Here is a 24,102-nt window from a genome sequence, read left to right as displayed (position 1 = left end):
GTGAACGTCCGTCGCGTAGAGGAGAGTTCGCGGCGAGGGGCGGGCTCAGGCGGTGAACACCAGGCTGGCGAGCGCCACATGCACGGCGGTGCCGCCGAGGATGCTCAGGAGCGCGTTGCGCCGCCACAGGTGCAGTCCGACCGTCACGGCGAGGGCGATGACCGGGGCCAGGGCGCGGGTCTCGGTCAGGAGCAGATCGCGCAGGCAGTACACGAGCAGGATCACCATGATCCCCGCCGGCATCCGGGTGCTCAGGTATTGCACGGTGCTGCTCGCCCGCAGCGGCGCGAGGGCGGCGAACGGCAGGGCGCGCAGGGCCCACGTGACGGCGGCGGAGACCGCGACGGCGGCCAGCAGGTAGGGCGTGTCAGGCATGAGGGTTCCTTGCGCGGTCAACGGGGCGCCGCTCAACGGAGCGCCGGTCAGCCGGACTGTCGTCGGCGGGGATGAGGTCCGCAGGACGTTCGTCGGCGGGGACCAGGGCCGCGGGCATTTCGTCGGCCGGTATCAGGTCCGCGGGGCGACGGTCGGCCGAAAGCCGGTCATCAGGCTGCCGCTTGGCGAAGTGCCGGCTCGCGAAGTGCCGTACCACCAGCGCGACGGCGAACAGGGAGCAGGCGGCCAGCATCATCTGGGAGGGGGTGAGCACCCGGGCGATCACCGCACTGAGCAGGGCGAGCGCGGGTGTGGGCAGATCGTGGAGCCGGTCCCGGATCGCGTCGAGGGCGAGAACGGTGAACAGCGCGGTGAGGGCGAAGTCGAGCCCCGTGACCCCCTCGGGCACCAGCGAGCCGAGCAGCCCGCCGAGGGTCGCGCCGCCCACCCAGTACAGGTGCATGTACAGCTGCAGGAACACGATGCGCCGCCCCGGCCAGGCGCGGGCCCGTGCACCGGTGGCGAGCGCGAACGCCTCGTCGGTGAGGGCGAACGTGCTGTACGCCTTGGCCGTCCTGCCCTGTACGCGGTGCAAGGGGAAGGACAGCGCGTAGAAGACGTGCCGGATGTTGACCAGGAACGCGGACAGGGCCACGGTCCCCAGCGGCGCGACTGCCACGACGAGCCCGATGAGCAGAAACTCGAACGAGCCGGCGTAGATGAACGCGCTGAACGCCGTCGCCCACCACCAGGCCAGGTCGGCCTGCGTCACGAGGACGCCGAAGGCGAGCCCGAGCGGCACCAGGGCCAGGCCCACGGTGGCGGAGTCCTTGAGCGCGGAGAGCGCCGGCGGCGTGACGGCCCGCGGGGGCGCGACGGGGGCCGGAATCGTGGCGACCGGCAGCGGGTCGACGGGTCGGTCAGGAGCACCGACGACCGGTGTACGTATGGGCATGCCGCAATTTTAGAAAAGATTCGACCTAATTTGGTTGCTGATAATGGCCGTATGATCTCTGTATGGGCAATGAAGTGCATGTGGATGAGATCGACAGTGAAATCTTGTTTCAGCTGAGCCAGGACGGTCGGCTGACCAACGTCGAACTGGCCAAGCGGGTCGGGCTGACCCCGCCGCCCTGCCTGCGCCGGGTGAAGCGCCTGGAGGAGAGCGGAGCCATCTCCGGGTACCGGGCCGTGATCGACCCCGGGGCGCTCGGCCGCGGACTCGAAGTGCTCATCGACGTCGAGGTCAGCGCGAACGACCGCAAGACGTTCCTGGAGTTCGAGGAGACGGTGACGTCCTTCGAGGAAGTCGTGGAGTTCCGCCGCATGTTCGGCCGCCCCGACTACTTCATCCGCGTGGCGGTCGCCGACCACGCGGCCTACGAGGTCTTCCTCACCGACAAGTTGAGCGCCCAGGCGTGCGTACTGCGGGTGGTGTCCCACCTGACGATGAAGCGGATCAAGGGCGGTCCTTGAGGCCGGTCCGCTCAGCCCGCCGCCGACAGTCATGCCGATCCACCGGCGGCCCTGCGACATGCAGTACGGGCTGCGACTCGGCCCCTTCGGCGGCTAGAGGAAGCCGTCCGGCAACGTCGCGCCCGTGGAGCGCAGGTGCCGCAGTGCGGCCGCCAGGGAGTGGCAGTCGAAGAGCGCCGAATGTTCCTGCCCCGAGCCGGGCCGCGGCAGGCCGAGCACCCGCCACAGGCGCCCCACGTTCGCGGTGGCCGTCGTGGGGGCGACATGGTTCAACCACGGCCGTACGTTCAGGAATCGCGCCGCGAGCCAGCTGTGCTGCAGCTCCTCGCCGCGGGCCCGCGCCCAGCCGACGTTCTCGCCGAGCACCACCATGTCATTGCCGTACGACAGCACGGACTGGTCCTGGCAGAAGCCGAGGAGATCGCTGAGCGCACGCGCCGGAGCGACGCCCTCGCGGTCCACCTTCTCCTGCTGGATTCCGGTGAGTTCGGTGAAGTAGGGGGAGAGCCGGGGGTTGGTCACGGGGCGGACGAGCGTCTCGTACTCCTCGACCACGGCGTACCGATCGTCCAGGCGCAGCGCGCCGATCTGCACGATCTCCCGCAACTGGCCGGGTTCCTGCCAGTCCCCCTCCAGCGCGCCGGGCCATGAAGTGAACTCCAGGTCGAACAGTACGAACGTCGTCACAGTCTCCATGCTCCTTGAATCTGCGCGGCGGCGTCGGTCGCGTCGGCGGTGGACATCGTCCGTTCCAGGGAAGCACGGTCCGTCGCCGCACGCCGTGCATCCACCGTCACCAGGACGAAGGTCGTACGGAAAGGCCGCCGTCCCCGGGCGCGTACCGGAAAAGGCGGCCAACAGCCGGTGAAGCAACGGGACTTCACGCCCGGCCCCGGGGAATCGCGACCCCTACACGCCCTCTACACCCCCTCGGGAATCCGCTTCGCGCGGGAGCGGACCTGGAACGCCGTGACGATCTCGACCACGCCCATCACCACCAGCCACACCCCGCCCCACAGTGTGAGCACCGCGACCGACTCGAACGGCGACACGATCAGGACCACACCCGCGAGCGCGCTGACGACGCCGAGGAACACCTGCCAGCCGCGCGCCGGCATGCCCGGCTCGGAGAGCGCCACGACGGTCTGCGTGATGCCGCGGAACAGCCAGCCGATGCCGATCCACAGCGCGAGCAGCAGCAGCGACTGCATCGGCCCCCGGAAGCAGAACAGGCCGAGGAGCACCGACACGGCGCCGCTGATGAACGCAAGCACCCGCATCGCCACGGACACATGCGAACCGAACGCCGACACCAGTTGGAAGACGCCGCTCACCACGAGATACAGGCCGAAGAAGACCCCGGCCGCCAATAGCGAAGCGCCGGGCCACACCAGGACGAGGACGCCCAGGGTCAGCGAGGCCAGACCGGCGAGCAGCACGGCCTGCCAGGCCGACTTGGCGAGGAGGCCGAACACGCCGAGCGGCCCCGGCGGCGGCGACCGCCGCCCCTCGCGGTGCCGCTGCGTCGGGTCTGGCGCCTGAGGAGCCTGCGATTGGTGCGGAGCTTCAGTCATGTTCGACTGTTCGTTCAGCCGCAGACCCGTCGCGACCGGGCTTGGGCTGTACGGGTTACGCGTACGGGTTACGCGTACGGGTTATGAGTCACGAGCCGAACGGGACGCGTACGACAGTGAGTGTACGGTCGTACCTTCTCGGGTGTACGGTCGCCCCATGTCGAAGGATCACTTTGCCGACGACCCCAGGACCAACCTGGAGCGGATGCTCGCGGGCGACCTCTACATCGCCGACGACCCGGAGATCGGCCGACGCCAGCAGCGCGCCATGCGCCTGGCCGCCCAGTACCAGGAGCTGTACCTGGAGGACCGGGCCAAGGCCGGGCCCGTACTGGAGGAACTGCTCGCGGAGGTCGGCGAGGACGTCGATCTGCGCCCGCCGCTCCACGTCGACTACGGCAGCAACATCACCATCGGCGCGCGCACCTTCGTCAACTACTGCCTGACCGCCCTGGACGTCGCCGCGATCACCATCGGCGAGGACTGCCAGATCGGCCCGAACGTCCAACTCCTCACCCCCACCCACCCGGTGGAGCCCGAGGCCAGGCGCGACAAGCTGGAGGCGGCGCTCCCCATCACCGTCGGGAACAACGTCTGGCTCGGCGGCGGGGCCATCGTCTGCCCGGCGTGACCATCGGCGAAAACAGCGTGATCGGCACCGGAGCGGTGGTCACCAAGGACATCCCCGCCGACGTCGTCGCCGTGGGCAACCCGGCCCGGCCGATCCGCGGCGTCTGAGGAGGCGGCGACCATGGCCACCGGACACACGGACCCGCAGCGGCGCGCACGCATCCTCGCCGCCACCCTCGACCACATCGCCGAGGAAGGCGTCGCGGGCGTCTCGCACCGCAAGATCGCCACCCGCGCCGGGGTGCCCCTCGGCTCGATGACGTACCACTTCTCCGGCATCGACGAGCTGCTGCGCGAGGCCTTCACCGGCTTCGCGGACCACATCGTGACCGTCTTCGCGGAGCACCTCGACCGCGCCGGCACGCCCGACGAGGCCTGCGAGGCCGTCACGGACCTCGTGCACGCGCTGTCCGAAGGGTCCCGCCGCGACCTGGTCCTCACCCAGGAGCTCTACACCCTGGCCGCGCGCCGCCCCGAGTACCGGGAGCTCACCCAGGCCTGGATGCGCCGCAGCCGGCAACACCTGGAGCGGCACTTCGACCCGGACACGGCACGCCAACTCGACGCGCTGATCGAGGGGTTGACCCTGCACCGCGCCCTCGACCCGGCTCCGCACGACCGCGCCCTGACCCGCCGCGCGATCCACCGCATCACCACAGCGGACAGCTGACCGGCCGCCCCCCCCCGCAAAGCGGCCCATGAGAACGGCCCATGAAAACGGCCCGTGGGGCGCGGACCTGACACCGCGCCCCACGGGCATGAACCTTCGTATGCGCAGCCGTATGCGCGCGCCGCACGCGTCGTGGTGCGGGCTAGCCCACCTCGACCTCGTCGCCCGCCAGCTGCGCGAGCACGCCGTCCTTGGTGATGGACAGATCCTCGAGGCGCAGGTCGACCGGCATGTCGTCGGGCAGCTGGGCCGAGAACTCCATGGCCTCCGCGACCTTCGGCTCCTGGACCTTCTGCAGGCCCGCGATCAGCGACGGGTCGATGCCCGTGGGCTTCAGGAGCGACGGGTGCGCGACGAGCGCGTCCAGGGCGCGGCCCTTCAGGAGCTGGTCGGGGCGCGTCCGCTGCCCCGTCGCCTGCTGCAGCTCGCCCGCGTCCACCTTGCCCGCCGCGGGCGCCGCCAGCTGCAGGCCGCCGCCCTTGCCGGGGGTGTACGTCAGCAGGCCCGGCACGACGAGCCGGGCGTTCTCGACCTTCATCCGCACGCCGTGGTCGCCGGTGCGCTGCACCTCGGCGTCGGCCCGTACCTTGACCTGCTTGCCGGCCACCGGCATGTCGCCGTGCGCGAGCACCGTGTTCCGCTGCTTGCCCGGCTCCAACTTGACCTGGGAAGCGCCCACTTCACGGTTCAGGTCGGCGAACTCCAGGAACACCTCACCGCGCACCCGGCCGAGCACGGCGCCCTTCACCGAGCTGGGCAGGCTGCCGACGAGCCGGATGTCGTCCACGCCGACCTTCACCTGCGCCACCGACACCGGGCCCGCGGCCACATCGGGAACATTGACCTCGACGTGGTCCAGGTCGCCCATCGCCACCTGCGCGAGGAACGGGAAGCTGTCGATGTGCACCTCGGGCTCGGCCCGCAGCTTCAGGGCCTTCTGCACCTCGTGCGCCGCGAGGTTCTCCGCGTAGAGCACCGCCCAGCGGTCCCCGAGCGCGAGGAACGCGAGCAGCACGACGAGCGTCACGACCGTCTTGCGGATCCTGCGCGCGGCACGCTTGGGCTTCCGCTGCCCCTTGCCCTGCGCCGCGTCCCCGTCCTTCTCCTCGCCGTTGTCCGCGTCCGCCCACTGGTCGTCGTCGGCCCAGGAGGTGTCCGGCATGTCGGTACCGGCGCCCTCCTTCGAAGTGCGGGCCCCAGGCATCCGTGTCCTGGCGGCGTCGTCGGGCTTTCCTTGTCCGTTCACTGTCACCGCCACATGCGATCACAGGGCGGCCGTCCCGTTCAAACGCGGCGGTCGCCCTAGGCCGTGTCCGGAAAGTCCCGCCTGCCCCGCGACGCCTGGCACGCGCCCCCAAGCTCTCGGCTTCGCTCGAGCAGGGAGGTGCCCCCTTCGCCGCACCGGGCAAACGCCCAAGTGCATCCAGTACGAGGGCGTGTACCCGGCACGCCGAGAGCGCGCACCAGACGCCGCAGGGCCCGCCCTCCGGGCGGACGACGGGACTTTACGGACACGACCTAGCCCCCGCCCTCCCGTTCCCGGTCGCGCTCGCGCACGTACGCGTCCAACTCGGCGGCGCCCGTGAGCATCGCCCGGCCGCGGGCGGACAGTCTGGCGCGCCAGTCGGACAGCGCGCCTTCGAGCGGCCCGACCCCGCCGGCCGCCCGCACCTGCTCGATCAGCGGGGCGATCTGCTCCAACAGGTAGCCGCCGCGCCGGAGTTGATGCGCGAGGCGCGCGTCGCGCACGGCGGCCTCGTCGTAGACGCGGTACCCGGTTCGCGGGTCGCGGCCCGGCTGGATCAGCCCGGCGCGCTCCCACTTCCGAAGCGTCGCGGGCCGGACGCCGAGCTGGTGCGCCAACGGGCCGATGAAGGCGGCCCCGGAGGAGGACCCGGATGCGGTGTCGCTCTTCTCGCCGTCGGTTTCCGTGGGCCTCAGGTCGCGCAGGGCTTCCGCCACCGCCCGCAACGTACCCCGGTCGCCCAGGAGTTGGGAGTGGCTCTCGTCGATCAGGCGGTACGCCTCGTCGTCGGCGTCCTCGTTCACCGCCCGCATGATCGCCGAGGCCGTGGCGTGACCGTGGCCGGGCAGCAGCGCGAGGAACGCGCGCAGGGCACTCGCGTGCAGCGGGGTGTACGCGCGGTAGCCGGAGGCCGTGCGGTCCGCGGCCGGGAGGATGCCCGACTCCTCGTAGTTCCGCACCGCCTGCGTGGACAGACCGTGCCCACGCGCCAGATCGACGGGCCGGAGCCGCACCCGCGTTTGAGGCTTGTCCGCCATGCTTCAGCTGTCCCCACGTGTGACATCACAGAAAAGTTTCCACCGAAGGTTCAACGATAGCGTCGAAGGCATGGCAATCGACCGCAAGGAATTCGACGACAAGCAACTCGACGACAAGCAACTCGACGACAAGCAATTCGACCCCATCGACCCCAGGCGACTCGACGCCGCCTCCGTCCTGGCGCTGCTCCCGAACCGCCCCCGGATCCTCGGGCTCGGCGAGCCGACCCACGGCGCGGACACCCTCCTGGACCTCCGCAACGACCTCTTCAAGCAGCTGGTGGCGGAAGAGGGCTACCGGACGATCACGCTGGAGACCGACTGCATGGCGGGCCTGCTCGTGGACGCCTACGTCGCCTCCGGCGCGGGCGACCTCGACGACGTGATGGCGCGCGGCTTCAGCCACGGCTGGGGCGCCTCCGCCGCCAACCGCGCACTGGTGCGCTGGATGCGGGAGTACAACGACCGCGCGGACAGCGAGGGCCGGCCCGACGCCGACCGGCTCCGCTTCGCCGGCTTCGACGGCCCGCTGGAGATCACCCACGCCGAGAGCCCCCGCCGCCCCCTCACCGCACTCCACGGCCACCTCGCGGCACACCTGGACGAGAACCTCCTGCCGTGCACCGCGGACACCCTCGACCGCCTCCTCGACGCCGACGACCGCTGGGCCGAGCCCGCCGCCATGACAGACCCGGCGCGCTCCGCCGGACAGTCGGCCGACGTCCGCCAACTCCGGGCGTACGCAGACGACTTGGCGGCCCTGCTCCAAGCCCAGGCTCCCCATCTGACGGCGACGGCAGGGCGGGACGCGTACGACCGGGCGCGCCTGCACGCGCGTACCGCCGTGGGCCTGCTGCGCTACCACCACTGGATGGCCGACGCCTCACCCTCCCGTATGTCCCGGCTCATCGGTGTGCGGGACCAGATGATGGCCGACAACCTCCTCGCACTCGCCGCGCGCGGACCGGTCCTCGCCCACGCCCACAACTCCCATCTCCAGCGGGAGAAGAGCTCGATGCGCATGTGGGAGCAGCCGTCGGTGGAGTGGTGGAGCGCCGGCGCCCTGGTCAGCGAGCGGCTCGGCGAGGAGTACGCCTTCCTGGCCACGGCCCTCGGCACCATCAGGCACCAAGGTGTGGACGCCCCGTCCCCGGACACCCTCGAAGGGCGGCTCTACGGCCGCTTCGAGAAGCCGTGCCTCGTCGACGCCGCACGCCTGGCCGCCGCCCTCGGGGACGACCGCCCCCGGCCCCGGGTCTCCCCGTGGTTCGGCTACGCACCGCTGGACCCGGGCCACTTGGAGAGCATCGACGGCGTCGTGTTCGTCAGAGACATCCCCGAGAGCTGACGCAGTGCGGCGCCGGGGCAGAGGGGGCAGAGCCAGAGAGGGGGCGCGATCAGTCCTCCGTCAGCCCCGCCTCCGCGCACGCGACCGCGTACTTCGGTGTGCAGATGTCCGACACCTTGAAGATGCCGTCCTTGACGACGGTGCTCTCGATGTTCTTGCGGGTCATCGGCTCCACCACCACCGTGTGGGCACGCACGTCCTTGGCGGTCGGGCTGTCCACGCGGTCGGCGGTCATCGCCTCGAACTCGATGTTGCGCCCCTGCGAGATCCGCACCGCCATCTCGGCCGCGGTCGCGGCCTCCTCCGTATAGGGCTTGTACACGCTCATGTACTGATCGCCCGTCAAAATCCGTCGTACGGCGGCGAGTTCGGCGTCCTGGCCGGTCACCGGAGGAAGTTCCGTGACGCCCGCCTCCTTCAAGGCCTGGACGATGCCGCCGGCCATGCCGTCGTTCGCGGAGTAGACCGCCGCGATGTTCTCGACGCCGAGGTCGGAGATCGCCCGCTCCATGTGGGCCTTGGCGTTCTCCGGCTTCCAGCCCGCGGTGGCGTACGACTTGGCGATCGTCACGGTGAGCGCGAGGCGGCTGCGCGCGCCCTCCTTGTACTGCGCGCTGTTCGGGTCGGTCGGTGAGCCGTTCACCATCACGACCTTGCTCTTCTTCGTCGCGTCGTCGCCGAGCGCGTCCAGGATCGCCTTCCCCTGCACCTCGCCGACCAGCTCGTTGTCGAAGCCGATGTACGCGTCGATCGGGCCCTCCGCCAGGCGGTCGTACGCGATGACGTGCACACCCGCGGCCTTGGCGGCCCGTACGGAAGGGGCGATGGCGTGGGCGTCGACCGGGTCCACGAGGATCGTGTCCACCTTGTCGTCGACCATCGAACGCATCTGACTGCTCTGCCGCTTCGCGTCCTGGTCGGCGTTGGCGTACACGACCCGGCCCTGGCCGCCGGTGAGCTCTTTGACCTGCTGCTCGATGATCGGCCGGTCGAACTTCTCGTAGCGGGCCGTGTCCTTCTCCGGGAGCAGCAGTCCGATCGTCACGTCGTCGCCCTTGCGTGCGGCCGGGCTGCTGGGGCTCTCGCCGCCGGGCAGCAGGCTCCCGCAGGCCGTGAGCGTGACCAGCTGGACGGATGCGATGCAGGTTGCGGCGGTGCATCGCATGCGCGGGTTCATGTAGGCGCCTCCCTGACCAGGCCGCGACGGTGCGGCCGAATGGAGGGCAGCAAACTCGGTCGCCCCACCCGAGTCAAGAGCTGAAGCCACACCGCAACCGGCCCGAGGCTGCTCGGTGTTCCCCGCCGATGAGTTACGCCTCCTGCGGCAGTCCACCCTCGGACGGGCGCCCGTGGTACGGCCCCGTCCGGGAAAGCTCAGCAAGCATGAGTACGCACGCACGAGCCGAAGGAGACCAGATGACCCACCCCACGACACCGCCGCGCCGGGAGCCGCAGGCCGCGCACACAGGGCAGCGGGTGTTCGCGTTCCAGTTCTGCTCGCTCGACGGCTATCACGAGGGGCCGGGCGGCGAGCTGGGCTGGGGCCTGTACGACGAGGAGTTCTTCGACTGGAACCTGCGCCAGACCCGCGAGGTGGGCGCCCTGCTCCTCGGCAGGCGCACGTACGAGCACTTCGCGGAGGTCTGGACGTCGCAGGAGGCGGCCGCGCGGATGCCCGAGGTGACGGCGTTCATGAACGCGGTGCCCAAGACGGTGGTGACGAGCCGTACGACCGTCCCGCCCTGGCAGGGCAGCCGCACCGTCGACGGCGCCGACCTGCCCGCCGAGGTGGCCCGGCTGCGCGCCGAGACACCCGAAGGCGACGTCGCGGTCTTCGGCAGCTCGGGCCTCACCGCGAGCCTCCTCGAGCAGGGCCTGGTGGACGAGCTGCGGATCCTGGTCCACCCCGTCCTCCTCGGCGAGGGCCGGAGCCTGTACGCGGGGCTCAAGGACCGCGTCGACTTGGAGGCCGGTGCCGTGACCGCGTTCCGCTCGGGCAACGTACTGCTGCGCTACCGGCCGAAGGCCACGGGTAACGCCTGAGGGAGGCGGGGCACGCGCGTGCCAGGGCCGGCGCCCCCGGCGAGATCCGAACGACAGGTCCTAGGTCGTGTCCGTAAAGTCCCGTCGTCCGCCCGGAGGGCGGGCCCTGCGGCGTCATGGGGGTCCCCCCTGCTCGAGCGGAGCCGAGAGCTTGGGGGAGCGTGCTCTCGGCGTGCCGGGTACACGCCCTCGTACTGGATGCACTTGGGCGTTTGCCCGGTGCGGCGAAGGGGGCACCTCCCTGCTCGAGCGGAGCCGAGAGCTTGGGGGCGCGTGCCAGGCGTCGCGGGGCAGGCGGGACTTTCCGGACACGGCCTAGGTCTTCGAGCGCAGCCCCAGCGCGCTGTGCTCGAAGGCTGCCGCCGCGCCGGGTCGGCTCAACTCCTTCAGCTGGGCGCGGAGTTCGGTGGCGGGCTCGCCCAGGACGATCGCACTGACGACGAGCTCCAGCATCAGACGGTCGTACGCGTCGCCCATCGACCTGTAGCGCTTCGGGTCGCCCTCGACCAGGGCGGAGGCGATCCGCAGGCCACCCTCGGGCACGGGCGCGAAGGTCGCCTCGTACATGCCGCGGCCGGTCGTGCTCCGGTGCAGGAAGAGGGTGTGGCCCTCGGCGAAGACGTTCCACTTCTCGTCCATCGACCAGGCGTGGTAGCCGCGTCGGATGCGGTCCCACTCCGTGTCGGTCCATACCCGCTCGGGCGGGACCGGCAGCGGCCTGGGCTCACTGATGGGGTGCAGACGCCGGAACGCGTCGCGCGTGAGCGGCGCGGCGTCGGGGCGGGGGCGGGGGCTGTGGTCGGCGGTCATGCGGTGGAGCCTACGTACCCCCACAACAGAGCCGGTCCCGGCTCCCCCCTTCCGCCGTCGTACGAGGGCGGGCAGGGAAGCCGGGACCGGGAGAGCGGGTCAGCCGCAGCCGTCGACGGGGACGGCAGGGGGCCGGAGGCTCAGCGGGAGTGCGGGATCGAGGGCCGCTCGCCCTCGGCCTCGTCGCCGCCGCCACCGCGCACCCAGACCGTGCGCTGCGGGAACGGCATCTCGATGCCGGCCTCGTCCAGGGCGCCCTTGACGCGGCGGCGCAGCTCACGTGTGACGGCCCACTGCTTGAGCGGCGCGGTCTTCACGACGAGGCGCACGACGACACCGTCGGGGTTGAGGGACTGCACGCCCCACACCGACGGGTCCTCGAGCAGCACGCCCTCGTACTCCTTGTCCTCGCGCAGCGCGAGGCCGGTCTCCTCCAGGACCTGGAAGACCTTCTCCAGGTTGGAGTCGTAGGCCACGGACACGTCGAGGACCGCGCGGGCCCACTCCTGGCTGTCGTTGCGGACGCGCATGATCTCGCCGTTGCGGATGTGCCACAGGCCGCCGTTGAGGTCGCGGACCAGGGTGAGGCGCAGGCCGACGGACTCGACCTCGCCGACGGCCTCGCCCAGGTCGACCGAGTCGCCGACGCCGTACTGGTCCTCGACCATGATGAGCATGCCGGCCAGGTAGTCCGCGACGAGGCTCTGCGCGCCGAAGCCGATCGCCAGACCGACCACACCGGCGCTGGCGAGCAGCGGGCCGAGGGCGATGCCGATCTGGTCGAGGACCATGGCCAGGGCCATGACGGCGACGACGATGGTCACGATGCTGCTGAGCACCGAGCCGATCGTGCGGGCGCGCTGCTCGCGGCGCTCGTCCGCGCGGGACGTGTCACGCTGCAGCACCGCGGGGCCGCGGGTGGACCGGCGGGGACCGTCGCCCTCGCCGTTGGCCTGGAGCACGCGCTCCACGACGCGGGTGATGGCCCGCTTGGCGAGTGCGCGTACCACCATCGCCCCGAGGACGATCAGGAGGATGCGCAGCGGAACACCCACGAGCGTGCCGAGGTTGTCCTTCAGCCAGGCCGGGGCGGCGAGGTCCGGGGTGACGCTGCTGCTCAGGAGGTACGACGCGGACGCGTCGACGGATGACACGGGGTAGCTCCGTTCGATCGAGGGGTGCGGGGGTGTGGGGGAGTAGGGGATGTGGTGCTCAGGTGGTGCTCAGGCAGTGCTAGGGGATCGAACCTATTTACGCCGCTCCGCCGAGGTCAAAACTGTGAAGAGGGCGTACGGACGAGGTGAACACCTCACGCACCCGCCCGCCGCAGGTCAGCGGGCACCTCGGCCGCCCCTGTCACCTCGGTCACGTCGATCGCGCCGCGCGCTTCGACTGCCGCTTGACGAACAGTCAGTCCACCGGTCCGTACGCATCGACCAATAGGTACGGATACTGCCTCGCGCCCACCAGGAGTACCGGGTCCAACTCACCCACCCTCGCTGCCAGTTCGGGCGAGCGCCGACGTACGGATCTTCCGGTCGAACGCGCACGACATGGACCGTCGACTCCGGGCGCGGGATGTCGACTTCCGTGCTGCCTCACAGCCCACCCGCCCCGGGCTCCGGCAACGCGCCTTCCTGGACGCCCGACTGTCACCGCGCCAGGAGCGCCCGTCACCGCCTGCCACCGAGCCAGGAGCGTCCGTCTCTCCGCCCCTCGCGGATCATCGAGAGCAGCAGCCCATGCGTCTCGGCGTCCGCGGCGGCCACGAGCCCGTTGCCCGCCCGGCCGGCGGGGGAGCCGGAGCTGGGGGAATCGGTGACGTGGGATTCGTGGAGCGAGGAGCCGTGGACGGGGGAGCCGTCGAGGGCGGTGACGACGCAGCCCGCGGCCCGGCACAGCGCTGTTCCGGCCGCGAAATGCACGCTCCCGCCCAGGTCACGGCCATCGGTGACGTACGCGGCCCGCTTCCCGGCCGCGACCCAGGCGAGGGCGAGCGACGTGGACACGACCCGCGGCCGGAACCGTTCCGCGAACCCGGGGTGGGCGAGCAGGTCGACCGCCCGGAATCCGGGCGCGCTCGGGAACGGCGGATCCAGGTTCACGTCCACCAAACGCGTGCCCGCCGTGGGCGTCAGCCGTGTGTCGCCTCCGTCGCGCCGAACCCAGGCTGCCGCACCGTCCGTGCAGAACACCTCGCCGCTGAACGGATCGGCCACCGCGGCCGGTCCGTCGCGCAGGGCCACGTTGACGGCGACCAGCATCCCGCCGACCGCGTAGTTGAGGGTGCCGCACAAGGGGTCCACCAGCCACTCGCGCGCAGCGTCGGCCGCGCCCCGCCGCCCGCCCTCCTCGCCGAGCACGGCGTCGTCGGGGCGCGCGGCGCGCAGGACGGCGCGGATCGCCTCCTCGGCGGCGAGGTCGGCGTCGGTCGCGAAGTCCCCGGCGCCCTTGTCGATGCGGTCGAGCGGCTTCCCGTACCGGGCCTTCACGGCCTCCGCGCCGGCGCGCGCCGCGGCCGCCGCCACCTCTGCATCGTCTGAACCGGCAAGGCCCGCAGTCGAGTTGATCACGTGCGGCAGCGTAGCGGGGGCCGAATATTCCTTGACAGGAATATTCTCAGGCGGGAATACTCGTATCCATGGACGCACTCCTCTCGGCCCTGGCCGACCCCGTGCGCTGGCGGCTCGTGTGTCTGCTGGCCGAGAAGCCCCGCTCCGTCGGGGTCCTCGCCCAGCTCGCCGAAGCGCGGCAGCCGCAGACCACCAAGCACCTCCAGACCCTGGAGCGGGCCGGCTTCGTCACCGCCGAGCGCATCGGGCAGCGCCGTATCTACACCCTCCGGCCCACGCCGCTGCGGGAGCTGGCGACCGCCCTCGCCGGCCTGGCGGACACCGTGGAGCGGGAGGGCGGGGCGCACGAGACGTACGAGCGCCACGGGCGCAGCGTCGCCGCGGAACGCAGCGCGGCCGAGCGGCAGGGCTGGGCGGACGGCCGGACCTTCGACTTCCACCGGTCCCTCGCCGCGAGCCCCGAGCTGGTCTGGCGCCACCTGACCGAGCCCGAGCTGCTCCGCCGCTGGTGGACGCCGGCCGACCTGAAGGTGTCCGAGCTGGTCTTCGAGGCGCGGCCGGGCGGGCGGGTCGTCCTGGAGTACCGGGACGTGGAGGACGCCGACGGCACCGACGCGGTCGCCGGACGCGGTGAGGGGGCCGTCGAGGAGGCCCGCCCCGGCGAGCGCCTCGCCTACCGGCTCTCCCCGCACCTGCCCGACGGCGGCACCGCCTTCACCGCCCACGTCGACCTCGCCCTCACGCCCACGGACGCGGGCACCGACCTCGACGTCCGCTACCGCATCACCGACAGCGCGGTCGACTCCGCGGACTTCGTCGCCGGCATCGAACTCGGTTTCGGCCAGAGCCTCGACAAGCTCGCGAGCAACCTCGACTGAAGCACTGCCTACGACTCGACAACTCGACAACTCGACGACCCAGGGAGCACGGAATGTCACGCGAGACCACACAGCAGTCCCAGCAGCCCCAGCAGTCCCAGCAGCCCGAGCAGTCCCAGGAGCCCCGGCAGCACGGCCGCCGCATCGTCACCAACATGAGCCTCTCCCTCGACGGCCACTACGCGGCGCCCGACAACCCCCTCGACATGAGCTGGGTGCTGCCGTACGCGCACACCGACGTGGCCCGCGACCTGATGGTCAGCCTCTGCGAGCCGGCGACGACGGCCCTGCTCGGGCGGGTCAACGCCGAAGGGTTCCTGGGGTTCTGGCCCGGCGTCATCGGCATGGAGGGCGCCGACCCGCGCGACGAGGCCTTCGCGAAGTGGCTCGTCGGCGCCGACAAGGTCGTCCTGTCCTCCACCCTCAGCGAGGCGCCCTGGCAGCACACGACGATCGTCGACAAACCGACCGCCGAAGCGGCCGACGACCTCAAGGCCACCGAGGGCGGCGACATCCTCGTCCTGTCCAGCGCCAGCGTCATCAAGGCGCTGCTCGCCGCGGACAAGGTCGACCGCATGGCGCTCACCGTCTTCCCGCTCTTCCTCGGCGGCGGCCCCCGCCTCTTCGACGACGGGCTCCCCGCAGGCAAGTGGGAACTCGTCAGCCAGACCGCCGACGCACACGGCACCCTCGCGCTGATCTACGACCGGATCGACCGGATCCGCTAGCCGTATCCGGGAAGTCCCGTCGTACGGCCGAGGGCGTTGTCATTGGTGGCTGCGACGCTGGGGCGCATGGACATGGACAGGATGGACGAGGGCGAGGAGCTGCTCCGCGGCCGGGTCTACGGCCAGGACCACGACGACCCCCGCCGAGGACCCCAACCCGGCCGGACCTACGCCCAGTTGGTGGGCGGCCCGCTGGACGGACTGCTCCTGGACGTCACGGGCCGGCCGCCGGAGGAGACGGAGACGGGTGTCGCGCTCGAGACGGAGCTCGGCCGGTTCGGGGCCGCGGGCCGGGCGCTCTACGACCCACGCCCCGGCGACCCCGCCCACTGGGACTGGGCGGGAGACGCCCGTGACACCCCATGAGGCCCCCGGGTCCGGATTCAGGTCGTCCGGCTGATCGCGGGAGGGGGCTTGTCACCGGCTCACAGTGCGGCGCGTCCCGGGGTGCAACATCATGAACTGGGCCGTGTCCGTAAGGCCTGAGGCAACTGCCGGAAGGAACGCGTCATGAAGGCACTGCAGTACCGCGCCGTGGGCGCAGCCCCCGAAGTCGTCACCGTCGCCGATCCCGAGCCCGGCCCCGGCGAGGTGCTGCTGAAGGTCACCGCGGCCGGTGTCTGCCACTCCGACATCGCCGTGATGAGCTGGCCCGCCGAACAGCTGCCGTTCCCGCTGCCCCTCACCCTCGGCCACGAGGGCGTCGGCACGGTGGCGGCGCTCGGCGACGGCGTGACGGGTTTCGCGGTCGGCGACGCCGTCGCGGTCTACGGGCCCTGGGGCTGCGGCAGCTGCCACATGTGCGCCCAGGGCAAGGAGAACTACTGCCTGCGGGCCGCCGAACTCGGCATCAGACCGCCCGGACTCGGCGCCCCCGGAGCCATCGCCGAGCACATGATCGTCGACAGCCCCCGGCACCTCGTCCCGCTGGGCGGCCTCGACCCCGTGCAGGCCGTGCCCCTGACCGACGCGGGCCTCACCCCGTACCACTCGATCAAGATGTCCCTGCCCAAGCTGCTGCCCGGCACCACGGCCGTCGTCATCGGCACGGGCGGGCTCGGCCATGTCGCCATCCAGCTGCTGCGCGCCATGACCGCGGTGCGGGTTGTCGCCCTCGACGTCACCCAGGAGAAGCTCGACCTCGCCCGCGCCGTGGGCGCGCACGAGGCGGTTCTGTCCGACGCCGCGGCCGCCGCAGCGGTGCGCGAGCTGACCGGCGGCCAGGGCGCGGAGGTCGTCCTGGACTTCGTGGGCGCCCAGCCGACGGTCACCTCGGCGGGCGCGATGGTCGCCGTGGAGGGCGACGTGACGATCGTCGGCCTCGGCGGCGGCGCCCTCCCGGTCGGCTTCGGTGCGGTCCCTTACGAGGCCAGGGTCTGCTCGCCGTACTGGGGCACCCGGGCCGAGCTCGTCGAGGTGCTCGACCTGGCCCGCGCGGGAGCCGTCGAGGTGCACGTGGAGAAGTACGGCATGGACGACGCGCCCGAGGCGTACGAGCGGCTGCACGCAGGGAAGATCAACGGCCGCGCGGTGATCCTGCCCAACGGCTGAGCGAGCGGCGGCCGTTCACCGCAGCCGGGGGCGTTGTCAGTGGCGTCGTCTACGTTTGCGGCATGAACGGGTTCAAGGACTTCAACTTCAAGCTGATCGTCATCGAGCAGCTCATGTACATCGACGAGACGCTCACACCGCGGTTCGACCTCGGAGAGCTGCTGCGGCAGCAGGGCCTCGGCGACGACCCCTGGGAGTACGCCTACGAGAACGACCTGGCGTACAAGATCGTCCCCGAGGCCAGGAGCCACTTCGAGTCGCTGGAGATCAGCGCGGAACTCCTCGCCGGCGTCGAGGAGTTGTGCATGGACGGCGGCAACCAGGTGTATCAGGAGTGCGCGCCGGTCTGGGACGGCGAGGACGACCTGTTCGACGTGGCGTCGCTCGACGACCTGGCGCTGCTGCCCAACCTGCGGCGCGTCCTCGGCTCGGAGTTCCTCGGGCCCGAACTGCTGGGCGTGCTTGAGGCGAAGGGGATAGCGGCCGACTGACGGGGCCCCTCAGACCCGGTCCAACGGCCGGTGCGGCCCGGCCGGGAGCTCCACCGCGATCGGATCGCCTGGGCGCACGGTTCCGCCCGTCCGTACGACGCTCATTATCCCGGCCTTGCGTACGAGGTTCCCGGCCTCGTCGTGGCCGACGACCCGCTTCAGGAGTCCTTCCCGGAAGCCGTCGATCTGTACGCACGGATTGCGCAGCCCCGTCACCTCGACCACCGCCGCCCCGCCGATGCGCAGCAGCGTGCCCACCGGCAGGGCCAGCAGGTCGAGGCCACTGGTGGTGATGTTCTCGCCGAGCTCGCCGGGCGCCACCTCGAACCCGTCCGCGCCGACCTCGGCGAACAACTCCTCGTGGATGAGGTGCACTTGGCGAAGGTTCGGCCGGGTCGGATCCTGGGCGACCCGCGAGCGGTGCTTCACGGTCACCCCGGCGTGCACGTCCCCCTCCACGCCGAGTCCGGCGAGCAGCGTGATGCTGTCCCGGTTGGGCTTCGTGAACGAGTAGACGCTGTTGCTGCTGACCGCGGTGACGGTGCCGTCCATCGTCGTTTCCCCCTGGTGTCCGCGACTGTGACCGTGGCGGTGAGCCTAGCGCCCGGCCTCGGTCGGCTCGTCGAAGAAGCGGACGATGCGCGGCAGGGCCTCCCGGACCGTGCCGTTGTGGTCGAGGTCGCCGAGGTCCGTCAGACGGTGGGCCGCCCGACGACGGCGAGCCGCCCCGCCCCGCCGACCCCCTGCGCGGCTTTCTGCACGGACTGCTCACCCTGGACCCGCCTTTCGCGGCCGGCGGAGTGCGCGTCACGGACACCGCGGCAGGCGTGACGCTCGTACCGGGCTGCTGCAACAGCATGGACGAGCGCACCGGCTGGGAGCACGTGGTCGCGGGCGGCAGCGCGGGCTTCGGCCACGACCCGTGGCCGCTGGCCGAACGGCGCGGCGACACCGTCCGCATGACCGTCGACGCCGAGGCCCAGGACAGCCCGGCCATCGAGCTCCCGGCGACGCACCTGCCCGGCCTCCTCGCGGCCGTGGAACACGACCTCCTCGCCTTCCACGACCTGGCCGCCACCTGGTGCGCCACCCAACTCCCCGAGAAGGCAAAGGAGTTGAGTGACGCACTCGCCCGCGCCCTGGTCATCGACCGACCCGAAGAAGGTGGTCCCTCAGATTCGCGCAGGCGGAACGGCTAACTCCGCAGAATCACCATCCGCTGAGTAGCCCGAGTCATCGCCACATAGCGGTCCACCGCACCCTCGATGCCCGTGCCGAACGACTCCGGATCCACCAGAACCACCAGGTCGAACTCAAGCCCCTTCGACAGGCCGGGCGTCAGCGAGCGCACCCGCGGCCGCTCCGCGAAGCGCTGATCGCCGATCACACACGCAACCCCCTCCGCGTGCTCCGCGAGCCACCCGTCCAGGACCGAGTCGAGCTCCGCGACCGTCCCGTACGCGACGGGGATGCCGTTGCTGCGGATCGACGTCGGGACGTTCGCGTCCGGCAGAGCCTCCCGGATGGCGGGCTCCGCCGCCGTCATCACCTCTTCCGGCGTGCGGTAGTTGATGCTCAGCGACGCCACCTCGACCCGGTCGAGGCCGACCCGTTCGAGCCGCTCCCGCCACGACTCCGTGAACCCGCGTCTGGCCTGCGCCCGGTCCCCGACGATCGTGAAACTCCGCGAAGGGCAGCGAAGCAGCAGCATCTGCCACTCCGCGTCGGTCAGTTCCTGCGCCTCGTCCACCACCACATGCGCGAACGGGCCGGCCAGCAGATCCGGTTCGACGCTCGGCAGCGCGCTCTCGTCGATCAGGCTGTCCTGCAGATCCCTGCCGCGCAGCATCGTCACCGCGCCCTCGCCGTCGGCGTCGGACGCGATCACGTTCTCGATGACCCCCGCCATCCGCTCCCGCTCGGCCGCCACCGCCGCCTCGTGCCGATGCCTGCGCCGCGACGCCTCCGGATCGCCGAGCTGCTGCCGTGCCGCGTCGAGCAGCGGTAGATCCGACACCGTCCACGCCTGCGGTGCGGAACGCTGCAGCCTGCGCACTTCCTCCCGCTGCAGCCACGGCGCGCACATCCGCAGATACGCGGGCACCGACCACAAGTCGCCCACCACATCGGTGGGTTCGAGCAGCGGCCACGCACCGTTCAGAGTGTCCACAAGCTCCCGGTCCTGCCGCAGCGCACGCCGGAACTGCTCCGCCGGAACGTCCTCGTCCTGCTGGTCGAGCAGGATCGTCACCAGCTCGTCCCAGATCACGTCCCGCGCCTCGTTGTGCGGCGTGCCGGGCCCGGCCGCACGGAACGCCTCCGCCCAGTCGTCGGCCGTCAGGCGTACGTCGGACCAGGGCGTCGTGACGGTCATCGGCTCCGTCGGCGGCTCCTCGTAGAACCGCACGGCCGTCTCGATCGCCCGCACCATGTCCGCGGACGACTTCAGCCGCGCCACCTCCGCATCGATCTCCTCCGGAGCGCCCGCACCCTCCGCGACGAGATCCCGCACCGTGCAGGTCTGCACGCCCTCCTCGCCGAGACTCGGCAGCACATCGGAGACGTACGCGAGATACGGCTCGTGCGGGCCGACGAACAGCACGCCGCCCTTGCGGTGCCCGAGGCGCGGGTCGGAGTAGAGCAGGTGCGCCGTGCGGTGCAGGGCGACCACGGTCTTGCCGGTGCCGGGACCGCCGTCGACGACGAGCGCGCCCCGCGAACCGGCCCGGATGACGGCGTCCTGGTCGGACTGGATGGTGGCGAGCACGTCCCGCATCCGGCTCGACCGCTCACCGCCCAGGCTCGCCACGAACGCCGACTGGTCGTCGAGCGCCGCATGCCCCTGAAGGCCCTCGGCGGTGAACACCTCGTCCCAGTAGTCGCTGACCCGCCCGCCCGACCAGCGGTAACGGCGGCGGCTCACCAGGCCCATCGGGTCGGCGTGCGTCGCCGCGAAGAACGGCTCGGCGGCGGGGGAGCGCCAGTCGACCAGCAGCCGGCGCCCCGAGGGGTCGGTGAGGCCAAGCCGCCCGATGTAGACGGGCTCCGCGTCCCCGGCGGTGACGATGCGGCCGAGGCACAGGTCGAGGCCGAAGCGGCGCAGTGTGCGCAGACGGCCGGTGAGCCGCCGCACCTGCACGTCCCGCTCCATCGCCTCGCGCCCGACCCCGCCGGGCGCGGCGAGCTGGGCGTCGAGCTGCCCGGACAGCTCGGCCACCGACTGCGCCAGGCCCTCCTCCACGGCCGCGAAGTGCTTCTCGTCGGCGGCGATCAGGGTCGGGTCGGCCTTGGCTGCGAGGTTCTCCGAGAGGGCGAACGCGCTGGTGGTCAGTGGGGTCATAGCTCCCATATCCGCAGGTGGGGGAATCAAGGGAGTGATTGTGCGGCAAGAAGGGGGCCTTGCCGCAAGGCCCCCACTCGGCTATAAGTTGTAAGTGGCAAGGAGAGGGTTCGCCCCCTTGCCTCCCCGCCCGCTCCGACCGGGCCCCTCCCTTTCGCCTCCGGCGTCAACACCCCTTGTTCTGCGATGACTTGATCTCCCGCGACTTGCTGTGCCATGACTTGGGCTCTGTTCCCGCCTGGAGCCAGGAGCCCTGATGCCGGAGTCCCCCGAGCCCTTCCTTGTCGCCTACGAAGCGCTCCTCGACCGCTGGGGGCCCGGTGTGGAGCAGCTCGACATCCCCACACCTCACGGCACCACCCACGTCAACTGCCTCGGCCCGCACACCGCCCCGCCCCTGCTCCTGCTGCCCGGCGGCGGGGACAGCTCGGCCTCCTGGTACGCCAACGCCGCCGCCTGGGCCCGTACGCACCGCGTCCTCGCCGTCGACCTCATCGGCGACGTCGGCCGCAGCACTCCCGCCGTCGACGGTCACCGCATCGCCACGGTCGCCCAACTCGGCGGCTGGCTGGACGCGTTGCTCGACGGGCTCGGCGTGGACAGCACCGCCCTCGTGGGCCACTCCTACGGCGCCTGGATCGCCCTGCACCACGCCCTGACCTCGCCGCGCGTCGAACGCCTCGCGCTGCTCGACCCGACGGGCTGCTTCGCCGGGTACCGGCCCGCCTACCTGCTGCATGCGCTGCCGATGCTGCTTGCGCCGAGCCCCACGCGCGTACGGGTGTTCCTGCGGTGGGAGAGCGGCGGCGCCTCGTTCGACCCGGCGTGGCTGCGGCTGCAGGAAGCGGCGGCCGGTGTGAAGACGGCCCGGCCGGTGACGGGTCCGCGCCCGGCCGCGGATGCGCTGCGGGCCCTCGACGTACCGGTGTCGATCGTCCTCGCGGGCGACACCCGCCCGCACGACGCGCGCCAACTGGCCGATACTGCCGCCCAGTTGCTGCCACGAGCCGAGATCACCGTCCTGCCCGGCCACGGCCACCACGGCTTCCAGCACCGGGCCGCGGACCAACTCAACGTATTGGTAGGGGAGTTCCTGCGTAAGTGAGGCCCCGTGCGGGCGGAGCTGAGTAGTGTGTGCCGCTGTACTTCCCGGTAACTGACGCCATTGGTGTGCCTGAGGAGGAACAGCCATGGGGGAACGAAGAGTTGGGCTCTGCAGGCTCCGCAGAGCCCGGAGGCTCCGGAGGAGAGGATCCCTGATCGCGGGGAGCGGCCTCGCCCTCGTCGTCGCGGTGGCGGGCGCGCTCACCGCACCGAGCGCCCTGGGCGCGGCGACCAGCGACGACCGACAGCAGACCGCCGCCACCGCGCACGACCGACAACAGGCCTCTGCTCCGAACGAACCCGCGCCGTACGAACCCGCCGCTCACAGATCCGCCTTCCCGGTGGCCGACCCGGACACGGTGCGGGCCGAGAACGGCAAGTACGTCACGTACGGCACGACCGTGCCCGCCGGGCGCGGGAAGCGCTGCGAGGGCGCCACCGGCAAGCTGTACGTCCCGGTCCTCGTGCACGGCTCGGGCAACAGTGTCGGCCTGACCGACTGCGCGTCCGACGACGCGCTGCCCGGCGGTCCCGGCGGCTGGGCCGAGCCCGGCGGCGCGGTGTGGGCGCCGGGAGTCGTGCGGTTCGGCGACCGGTACGTCATGTACTACACCGCCTCCCGCAAGGGCTCCGGCCAGAAGTGCGTCGGCCGGGCGGTCGCCGCGTCCGCACGCGGGCCGTTCCGCGACGCCGGCGGCTGGGCCTGCCCGCCCGGCGGCCGCTGGGCCATCGACGCCAACCCCTTCGTCAGCGGCGGCAAGCTGTACGTGACGTACCGGGACGACGCGATCACCTCCGGCGCCGAGACGGGCCTCTCGACCGTGCGCACCGACAGCGCGGGCCGGGCGGTGTGGAGCACACGACGGGACGTCCTGAAGAGCACCGACATCACCTGGGACACCCGCAAGAGCAACAGCTCCACGCACGTCGTGGAGAACCCCTCCATGTGGCGAACACACACCGGCGACTGGTACTTGATGTACTCCGGCAACAACTGGGACAGCCCCCGGTACGCGACGGGCGTCGCCCACTGCGGCAAAACGCCACTGCCCGCCTCGCGTTGCAAGCCCGTCCGGCGGGGCGTCGAGCGCCCGTACTTCGGCTTCACCGGCAGCACCGGACTCGGCCCGTACAAGGGCCTGCCGGACAACCGGCGCGGGCCCGGCGGCATGGACGTCTTCAAGGCGGCCGACGGCAGCCCGCGCGTGGTCTGGCACTGGTGGGACGGCGCGCTGCGCCGCCCCATGACCGGAGCGCTGAGCCGCGGCGCGGACGGCTTCACGGTCCGCTGAGGCACTTCTGAGCCGTAGCCACTTCAAGGGGGAAACACCATGGAAGCGATCAACCGCAGACGCACCCTCGCCCTCGCGGGCGGCGCCCTCCTCGGGACCGCCGGGGCGCTCGCCGCCGGCGGGCGCGCGGGCGCGGCCACCGAGTGGCGGCGCCTCGTCGTCGTCACCGCCAACATCGGCCGCGACCGCCTCGACCGCCGCGAGCAGGCCATCCGCGACGTACGGCACGCCGTCACCGTCGACGGCGAGCTCGCCCGGCCCCTCGTCGGCTGGCAGGAGATCGGCGAGGGCGACGACGACGGCCGCGAACCCCGCTGGATCGACGAGCACTTCGGCGGCGCCTACCGCAACCTCTACACCCGCGACAGCACCGCGCACCGCGTACCCATGTCGATCCCGAAGGCGTACGACGTCGTCGAGCGGCGCGTCACGCGCGTGCACGGCGGGAAGGCCGGGGTGTCGCCGCACCGGGTCATCACCCAGGCGCTGCTGCAGCGGGCCGACGACCCGAGGCTGCGGTTCGTCTTCGCCAACACGCACTATGTGGCCGGGGCCTGGAACGGCGAGCAGGACAAGCACGAGGTGTGGCGCGACGACATGTGGCGGCTGCACTTCCGCAAGCACCGCGAGGAGGTGCTCGCCCACTGGCGCTCCCGCGGCTTCCCCGTCATCTGGACCGGCGACGTCAACCGCAACCCGATGCCGCTGCTGCTTCCCGGCCACGAGAAGCGCGCGTTCGCCCGGGGCATCGACCAGATCGGCTGGGTCCCGGGGACCAACGGCACGCAGATACGCCTGAGTCGGACGAAGACCGTGCCCATGCACGTGGACGGGCACGACGCCCGCGTCGCCGTCCTGCAGGTGCGCCGCGCCTGACCGCGGACATGCGAAGTGCCCCGGTCCGGGACCACACCCGGACCGGGGCACTCAGCTCAA

General features: G+C 71.6%; 25 protein-coding genes and 1 pseudogene. 14 read left to right on the top strand and 12 right to left on the bottom strand.

The window, feature by feature from the left end; translation table 11 throughout:
- Positions 1 to 45 precede the first annotated feature (45 nt).
- Both QIS96_RS15465 and QIS96_RS15460 read right to left on the bottom strand, forming a co-directional pair.
- Positions 46 to 375 carry a branched-chain amino acid transporter permease gene (locus QIS96_RS15465; RefSeq protein WP_282543156.1) on the bottom strand — a complete coding sequence of 110 codons (330 nt, stop codon included), beginning with the start codon at positions 373 to 375 and terminating at the stop codon, positions 46 to 48.
- Positions 368 to 1,330, bottom strand: coding sequence for an AzlC family ABC transporter permease (locus QIS96_RS15460; protein WP_282543155.1), 963 nt, complete (start codon positions 1,328 to 1,330; stop codon positions 368 to 370). Before QIS96_RS15460 ends, QIS96_RS15465 begins: the two co-directional genes overlap by 8 nt.
- A 62-nt stretch (positions 1,331 to 1,392) precedes the next feature.
- On the opposite strand from QIS96_RS15460, the gene QIS96_RS15455 reads away from it, so the two are divergent.
- Positions 1,393 to 1,851, top strand: coding sequence for an Lrp/AsnC family transcriptional regulator (locus QIS96_RS15455; protein WP_282543154.1), 459 nt, complete (start codon positions 1,393 to 1,395; stop codon positions 1,849 to 1,851).
- 93 nt (positions 1,852 to 1,944) lie between these two features.
- Here QIS96_RS15455 and QIS96_RS15450 read toward each other — a convergent pair whose 3' ends face one another.
- Positions 1,945 to 2,538, bottom strand: a complete 594-nt coding sequence (locus QIS96_RS15450; protein WP_282543153.1) for a 3'-5' exonuclease — start codon at positions 2,536 to 2,538, stop codon at positions 1,945 to 1,947.
- A 233-nt stretch (positions 2,539 to 2,771) separates the two neighbouring features.
- Entirely contained in the window at positions 2,772 to 3,425 is a 654-nt protein-coding gene (locus tag QIS96_RS15445; protein ID WP_282543152.1) for an HdeD family acid-resistance protein, read from the bottom strand.
- Between the two features lie 157 nt (positions 3,426 to 3,582).
- Between QIS96_RS15445 and QIS96_RS15440 the strand changes: the two are divergent.
- Positions 3,583 to 4,163: pseudogene (locus QIS96_RS15440) on the top strand (sugar O-acetyltransferase).
- Positions 4,164 to 4,176: 13 nt separating this feature from the next.
- Positions 4,177 to 4,725, top strand: a complete 549-nt coding sequence (locus QIS96_RS15435) for a TetR/AcrR family transcriptional regulator (protein WP_282543151.1) — start codon at positions 4,177 to 4,179, stop codon at positions 4,723 to 4,725.
- A 142-nt stretch (positions 4,726 to 4,867) separates the two neighbouring features.
- Here QIS96_RS15435 and QIS96_RS15430 read toward each other — a convergent pair whose 3' ends face one another.
- Together QIS96_RS15430 and QIS96_RS15425 are read right to left on the bottom strand one after the other, a co-directional pair.
- Entirely contained in the window at positions 4,868 to 5,887 is a 1,020-nt protein-coding gene (locus tag QIS96_RS15430; protein ID WP_282543150.1) for an LmeA family phospholipid-binding protein, read from the bottom strand.
- 356 nt (positions 5,888 to 6,243) lie between these two features.
- Positions 6,244 to 7,008: a TioE family transcriptional regulator gene (locus QIS96_RS15425; protein ID WP_282543149.1), complete on the bottom strand. Its 765-nt coding sequence runs from the start codon at positions 7,006 to 7,008 to the stop codon at positions 6,244 to 6,246.
- 70 nt (positions 7,009 to 7,078) lie between these two features.
- Here QIS96_RS15425 and QIS96_RS15420 point away from each other — a divergent pair, with 70 nt between their 5' ends.
- A complete protein-coding gene (locus QIS96_RS15420; RefSeq protein WP_282543148.1) occupies positions 7,079 to 8,356 on the top strand; it encodes an erythromycin esterase family protein in 1,278 nt (425 codons plus the stop codon).
- A gap of 49 nt (positions 8,357 to 8,405) precedes the next feature.
- Here QIS96_RS15420 and QIS96_RS15415 read toward each other — a convergent pair whose 3' ends face one another.
- Positions 8,406 to 9,533 carry a sugar ABC transporter substrate-binding protein gene (locus QIS96_RS15415; protein WP_282543147.1) on the bottom strand — a complete coding sequence of 376 codons (1,128 nt, stop codon included), beginning with the start codon at positions 9,531 to 9,533 and terminating at the stop codon, positions 8,406 to 8,408.
- A gap of 239 nt (positions 9,534 to 9,772) precedes the next feature.
- Between QIS96_RS15415 and QIS96_RS15410 the strand changes: the two genes are divergently transcribed.
- Positions 9,773 to 10,399: a dihydrofolate reductase family protein gene (locus QIS96_RS15410; protein WP_282543146.1), complete on the top strand. Its 627-nt coding sequence runs from the start codon at positions 9,773 to 9,775 to the stop codon at positions 10,397 to 10,399.
- Positions 10,400 to 10,714: 315 nt separating this feature from the next.
- Here QIS96_RS15410 and QIS96_RS15405 read toward each other — a convergent pair whose 3' ends face one another.
- The 3 genes from QIS96_RS15405 to QIS96_RS15395 form a co-directional block, all read right to left on the bottom strand.
- On the bottom strand, positions 10,715 to 11,209 hold the full coding sequence (locus QIS96_RS15405) for a hypothetical protein (RefSeq protein ID WP_282543145.1): 495 nt from the start codon (positions 11,207 to 11,209) through the stop codon (positions 10,715 to 10,717).
- 140 nt (positions 11,210 to 11,349) lie between these two features.
- Entirely contained in the window at positions 11,350 to 12,363 is a 1,014-nt protein-coding gene (locus tag QIS96_RS15400) for a mechanosensitive ion channel family protein (RefSeq protein ID WP_282543144.1), read from the bottom strand.
- Positions 12,364 to 12,882: 519 nt separating this feature from the next.
- Positions 12,883 to 13,782, bottom strand: a complete 900-nt coding sequence (locus QIS96_RS15395; RefSeq protein ID WP_282543143.1) for an inositol monophosphatase family protein — start codon at positions 13,780 to 13,782, stop codon at positions 12,883 to 12,885.
- A 68-nt stretch (positions 13,783 to 13,850) separates the two neighbouring features.
- On the opposite strand from QIS96_RS15395, the gene QIS96_RS15390 reads away from it, so the two are divergent.
- The 5 genes from QIS96_RS15390 (at position 13,851) to QIS96_RS15370 (ending at position 17,430) form a co-directional block, all read left to right on the top strand.
- Positions 13,851 to 14,660 carry a metalloregulator ArsR/SmtB family transcription factor gene (locus QIS96_RS15390; RefSeq protein ID WP_282543142.1) on the top strand — a complete coding sequence of 270 codons (810 nt, stop codon included), beginning with the start codon at positions 13,851 to 13,853 and terminating at the stop codon, positions 14,658 to 14,660.
- Positions 14,661 to 14,815: 155 nt separating this feature from the next.
- Positions 14,816 to 15,388: a dihydrofolate reductase family protein gene (locus QIS96_RS15385; RefSeq protein WP_282543205.1), complete on the top strand. Its 573-nt coding sequence runs from the start codon at positions 14,816 to 14,818 to the stop codon at positions 15,386 to 15,388.
- 72 nt (positions 15,389 to 15,460) lie between these two features.
- Complete coding sequence (locus tag QIS96_RS15380) at positions 15,461 to 15,754, top strand: hypothetical protein (RefSeq protein ID WP_282543204.1); 294 nt, start codon at positions 15,461 to 15,463, stop codon at positions 15,752 to 15,754.
- A gap of 144 nt (positions 15,755 to 15,898) precedes the next feature.
- A complete protein-coding gene (locus tag QIS96_RS15375) occupies positions 15,899 to 16,939 on the top strand; it encodes an NAD(P)-dependent alcohol dehydrogenase (RefSeq protein ID WP_282543141.1) in 1,041 nt (346 codons plus the stop codon).
- Between the two features lie 62 nt (positions 16,940 to 17,001).
- Entirely contained in the window at positions 17,002 to 17,430 is a 429-nt protein-coding gene (locus QIS96_RS15370) for a DUF6892 domain-containing protein (RefSeq protein WP_282543140.1), read from the top strand.
- Positions 17,431 to 17,439: 9 nt separating this feature from the next.
- On the opposite strand, the gene QIS96_RS15365 is transcribed toward QIS96_RS15370, so the two are convergent.
- Positions 17,440 to 17,982 (bottom strand): MOSC domain-containing protein, encoded by a 543-nt coding sequence (locus QIS96_RS15365; protein ID WP_282543139.1) that lies wholly within the window; start codon positions 17,980 to 17,982, stop codon positions 17,440 to 17,442.
- A 275-nt stretch (positions 17,983 to 18,257) separates the two neighbouring features.
- Here QIS96_RS15365 and QIS96_RS15360 point away from each other — a divergent pair, with 275 nt between their 5' ends.
- Positions 18,258 to 18,629: a hypothetical protein gene (locus tag QIS96_RS15360; RefSeq protein ID WP_282543138.1), complete on the top strand. Its 372-nt coding sequence runs from the start codon at positions 18,258 to 18,260 to the stop codon at positions 18,627 to 18,629.
- Here QIS96_RS15360 and helR read toward each other — a convergent pair.
- A complete protein-coding gene (gene helR / locus QIS96_RS15355) occupies positions 18,626 to 20,770 on the bottom strand; it encodes an RNA polymerase recycling motor ATPase HelR (protein WP_282543137.1) in 2,145 nt (714 codons plus the stop codon). The two genes, QIS96_RS15360 and helR, sit on opposite strands and share 4 nt — an antisense overlap.
- A 256-nt stretch (positions 20,771 to 21,026) precedes the next feature.
- On the opposite strand from helR, the gene QIS96_RS15350 reads away from it, so the two are divergent.
- The 3 genes from QIS96_RS15350 to QIS96_RS15340 all read left to right on the top strand — a co-directional run bounded on the left by QIS96_RS15350 (position 21,027) and on the right by QIS96_RS15340 (position 24,042).
- Complete coding sequence (locus tag QIS96_RS15350) at positions 21,027 to 21,875, top strand: alpha/beta fold hydrolase (protein WP_282543136.1); 849 nt, start codon at positions 21,027 to 21,029, stop codon at positions 21,873 to 21,875.
- Positions 21,876 to 21,960: 85 nt separating this feature from the next.
- Positions 21,961 to 23,166 (top strand): family 43 glycosylhydrolase, encoded by a 1,206-nt coding sequence (locus tag QIS96_RS15345; RefSeq protein WP_282543135.1) that lies wholly within the window; start codon positions 21,961 to 21,963, stop codon positions 23,164 to 23,166.
- A 39-nt stretch (positions 23,167 to 23,205) separates the two neighbouring features.
- A complete protein-coding gene (locus QIS96_RS15340) occupies positions 23,206 to 24,042 on the top strand; it encodes a hypothetical protein (protein WP_282543134.1) in 837 nt (278 codons plus the stop codon).
- Positions 24,043 to 24,102 lie beyond the last annotated feature (60 nt).

The organism is Streptomyces cavernicola (assembly GCF_029968035.1).
Classification (GTDB): Bacteria; Actinomycetota; Actinomycetes; order Streptomycetales; family Streptomycetaceae; genus Streptomyces; species Streptomyces cavernicola.
Note: the sequence above shows the minus strand (reverse complement) of the source record. Positions and strands in the feature narration are given on the sequence as shown.

Excerpts from the sequence above, each read along its gene's own strand:
- QIS96_RS15425 (WP_282543149.1), bottom strand. The coding sequence starts at position 7,008 with ATGGCGGACAAGCCTCAAACGCGGGTGCGGCTCCGGCCCGTCGATCTG.
- QIS96_RS15415 (WP_282543147.1), bottom strand. The coding sequence starts at position 9,533 with ATGAACCCGCGCATGCGATGCACCGCCGCAACCTGCATCGCATCCGTC.
- QIS96_RS15445 (WP_282543152.1), bottom strand. The coding sequence starts at position 3,425 with ATGACTGAAGCTCCGCACCAATCGCAGGCTCCTCAGGCGCCAGACCCG.
- QIS96_RS15340 (WP_282543134.1), top strand. The coding sequence starts at position 23,206 with ATGGAAGCGATCAACCGCAGACGCACCCTCGCCCTCGCGGGCGGCGCC.
- QIS96_RS15430 (WP_282543150.1), bottom strand. The coding sequence starts at position 5,887 with ATGCCGGACACCTCCTGGGCCGACGACGACCAGTGGGCGGACGCGGAC.
- QIS96_RS15365 (WP_282543139.1), bottom strand. The coding sequence starts at position 17,982 with ATGGACGGCACCGTCACCGCGGTCAGCAGCAACAGCGTCTACTCGTTC.
- QIS96_RS15410 (WP_282543146.1), top strand. The coding sequence starts at position 9,773 with ATGACCCACCCCACGACACCGCCGCGCCGGGAGCCGCAGGCCGCGCAC.
- helR (WP_282543137.1), bottom strand. The coding sequence starts at position 20,770 with ATGACCCCACTGACCACCAGCGCGTTCGCCCTCTCGGAGAACCTCGCA.
- QIS96_RS15370 (WP_282543140.1), top strand. The coding sequence starts at position 17,002 with ATGAACGGGTTCAAGGACTTCAACTTCAAGCTGATCGTCATCGAGCAG.
- QIS96_RS15435 (WP_282543151.1), top strand. The coding sequence starts at position 4,177 with ATGGCCACCGGACACACGGACCCGCAGCGGCGCGCACGCATCCTCGCC.
- QIS96_RS15420 (WP_282543148.1), top strand. The coding sequence starts at position 7,079 with ATGGCAATCGACCGCAAGGAATTCGACGACAAGCAACTCGACGACAAG.
- QIS96_RS15390 (WP_282543142.1), top strand. The coding sequence starts at position 13,851 with ATGGACGCACTCCTCTCGGCCCTGGCCGACCCCGTGCGCTGGCGGCTC.
- QIS96_RS15350 (WP_282543136.1), top strand. The coding sequence starts at position 21,027 with ATGCCGGAGTCCCCCGAGCCCTTCCTTGTCGCCTACGAAGCGCTCCTC.
- QIS96_RS15455 (WP_282543154.1), top strand. The coding sequence starts at position 1,393 with ATGGGCAATGAAGTGCATGTGGATGAGATCGACAGTGAAATCTTGTTT.
- QIS96_RS15385 (WP_282543205.1), top strand. The coding sequence starts at position 14,816 with ATGAGCCTCTCCCTCGACGGCCACTACGCGGCGCCCGACAACCCCCTC.
- QIS96_RS15380 (WP_282543204.1), top strand. The coding sequence starts at position 15,461 with ATGGACAGGATGGACGAGGGCGAGGAGCTGCTCCGCGGCCGGGTCTAC.
- QIS96_RS15405 (WP_282543145.1), bottom strand. The coding sequence starts at position 11,209 with ATGACCGCCGACCACAGCCCCCGCCCCCGCCCCGACGCCGCGCCGCTC.
- QIS96_RS15465 (WP_282543156.1), bottom strand. The coding sequence starts at position 375 with ATGCCTGACACGCCCTACCTGCTGGCCGCCGTCGCGGTCTCCGCCGCC.
- QIS96_RS15460 (WP_282543155.1), bottom strand. The coding sequence starts at position 1,330 with ATGCCCATACGTACACCGGTCGTCGGTGCTCCTGACCGACCCGTCGAC.
- QIS96_RS15375 (WP_282543141.1), top strand. The coding sequence starts at position 15,899 with ATGAAGGCACTGCAGTACCGCGCCGTGGGCGCAGCCCCCGAAGTCGTC.
- QIS96_RS15345 (WP_282543135.1), top strand. The coding sequence starts at position 21,961 with ATGGGGGAACGAAGAGTTGGGCTCTGCAGGCTCCGCAGAGCCCGGAGG.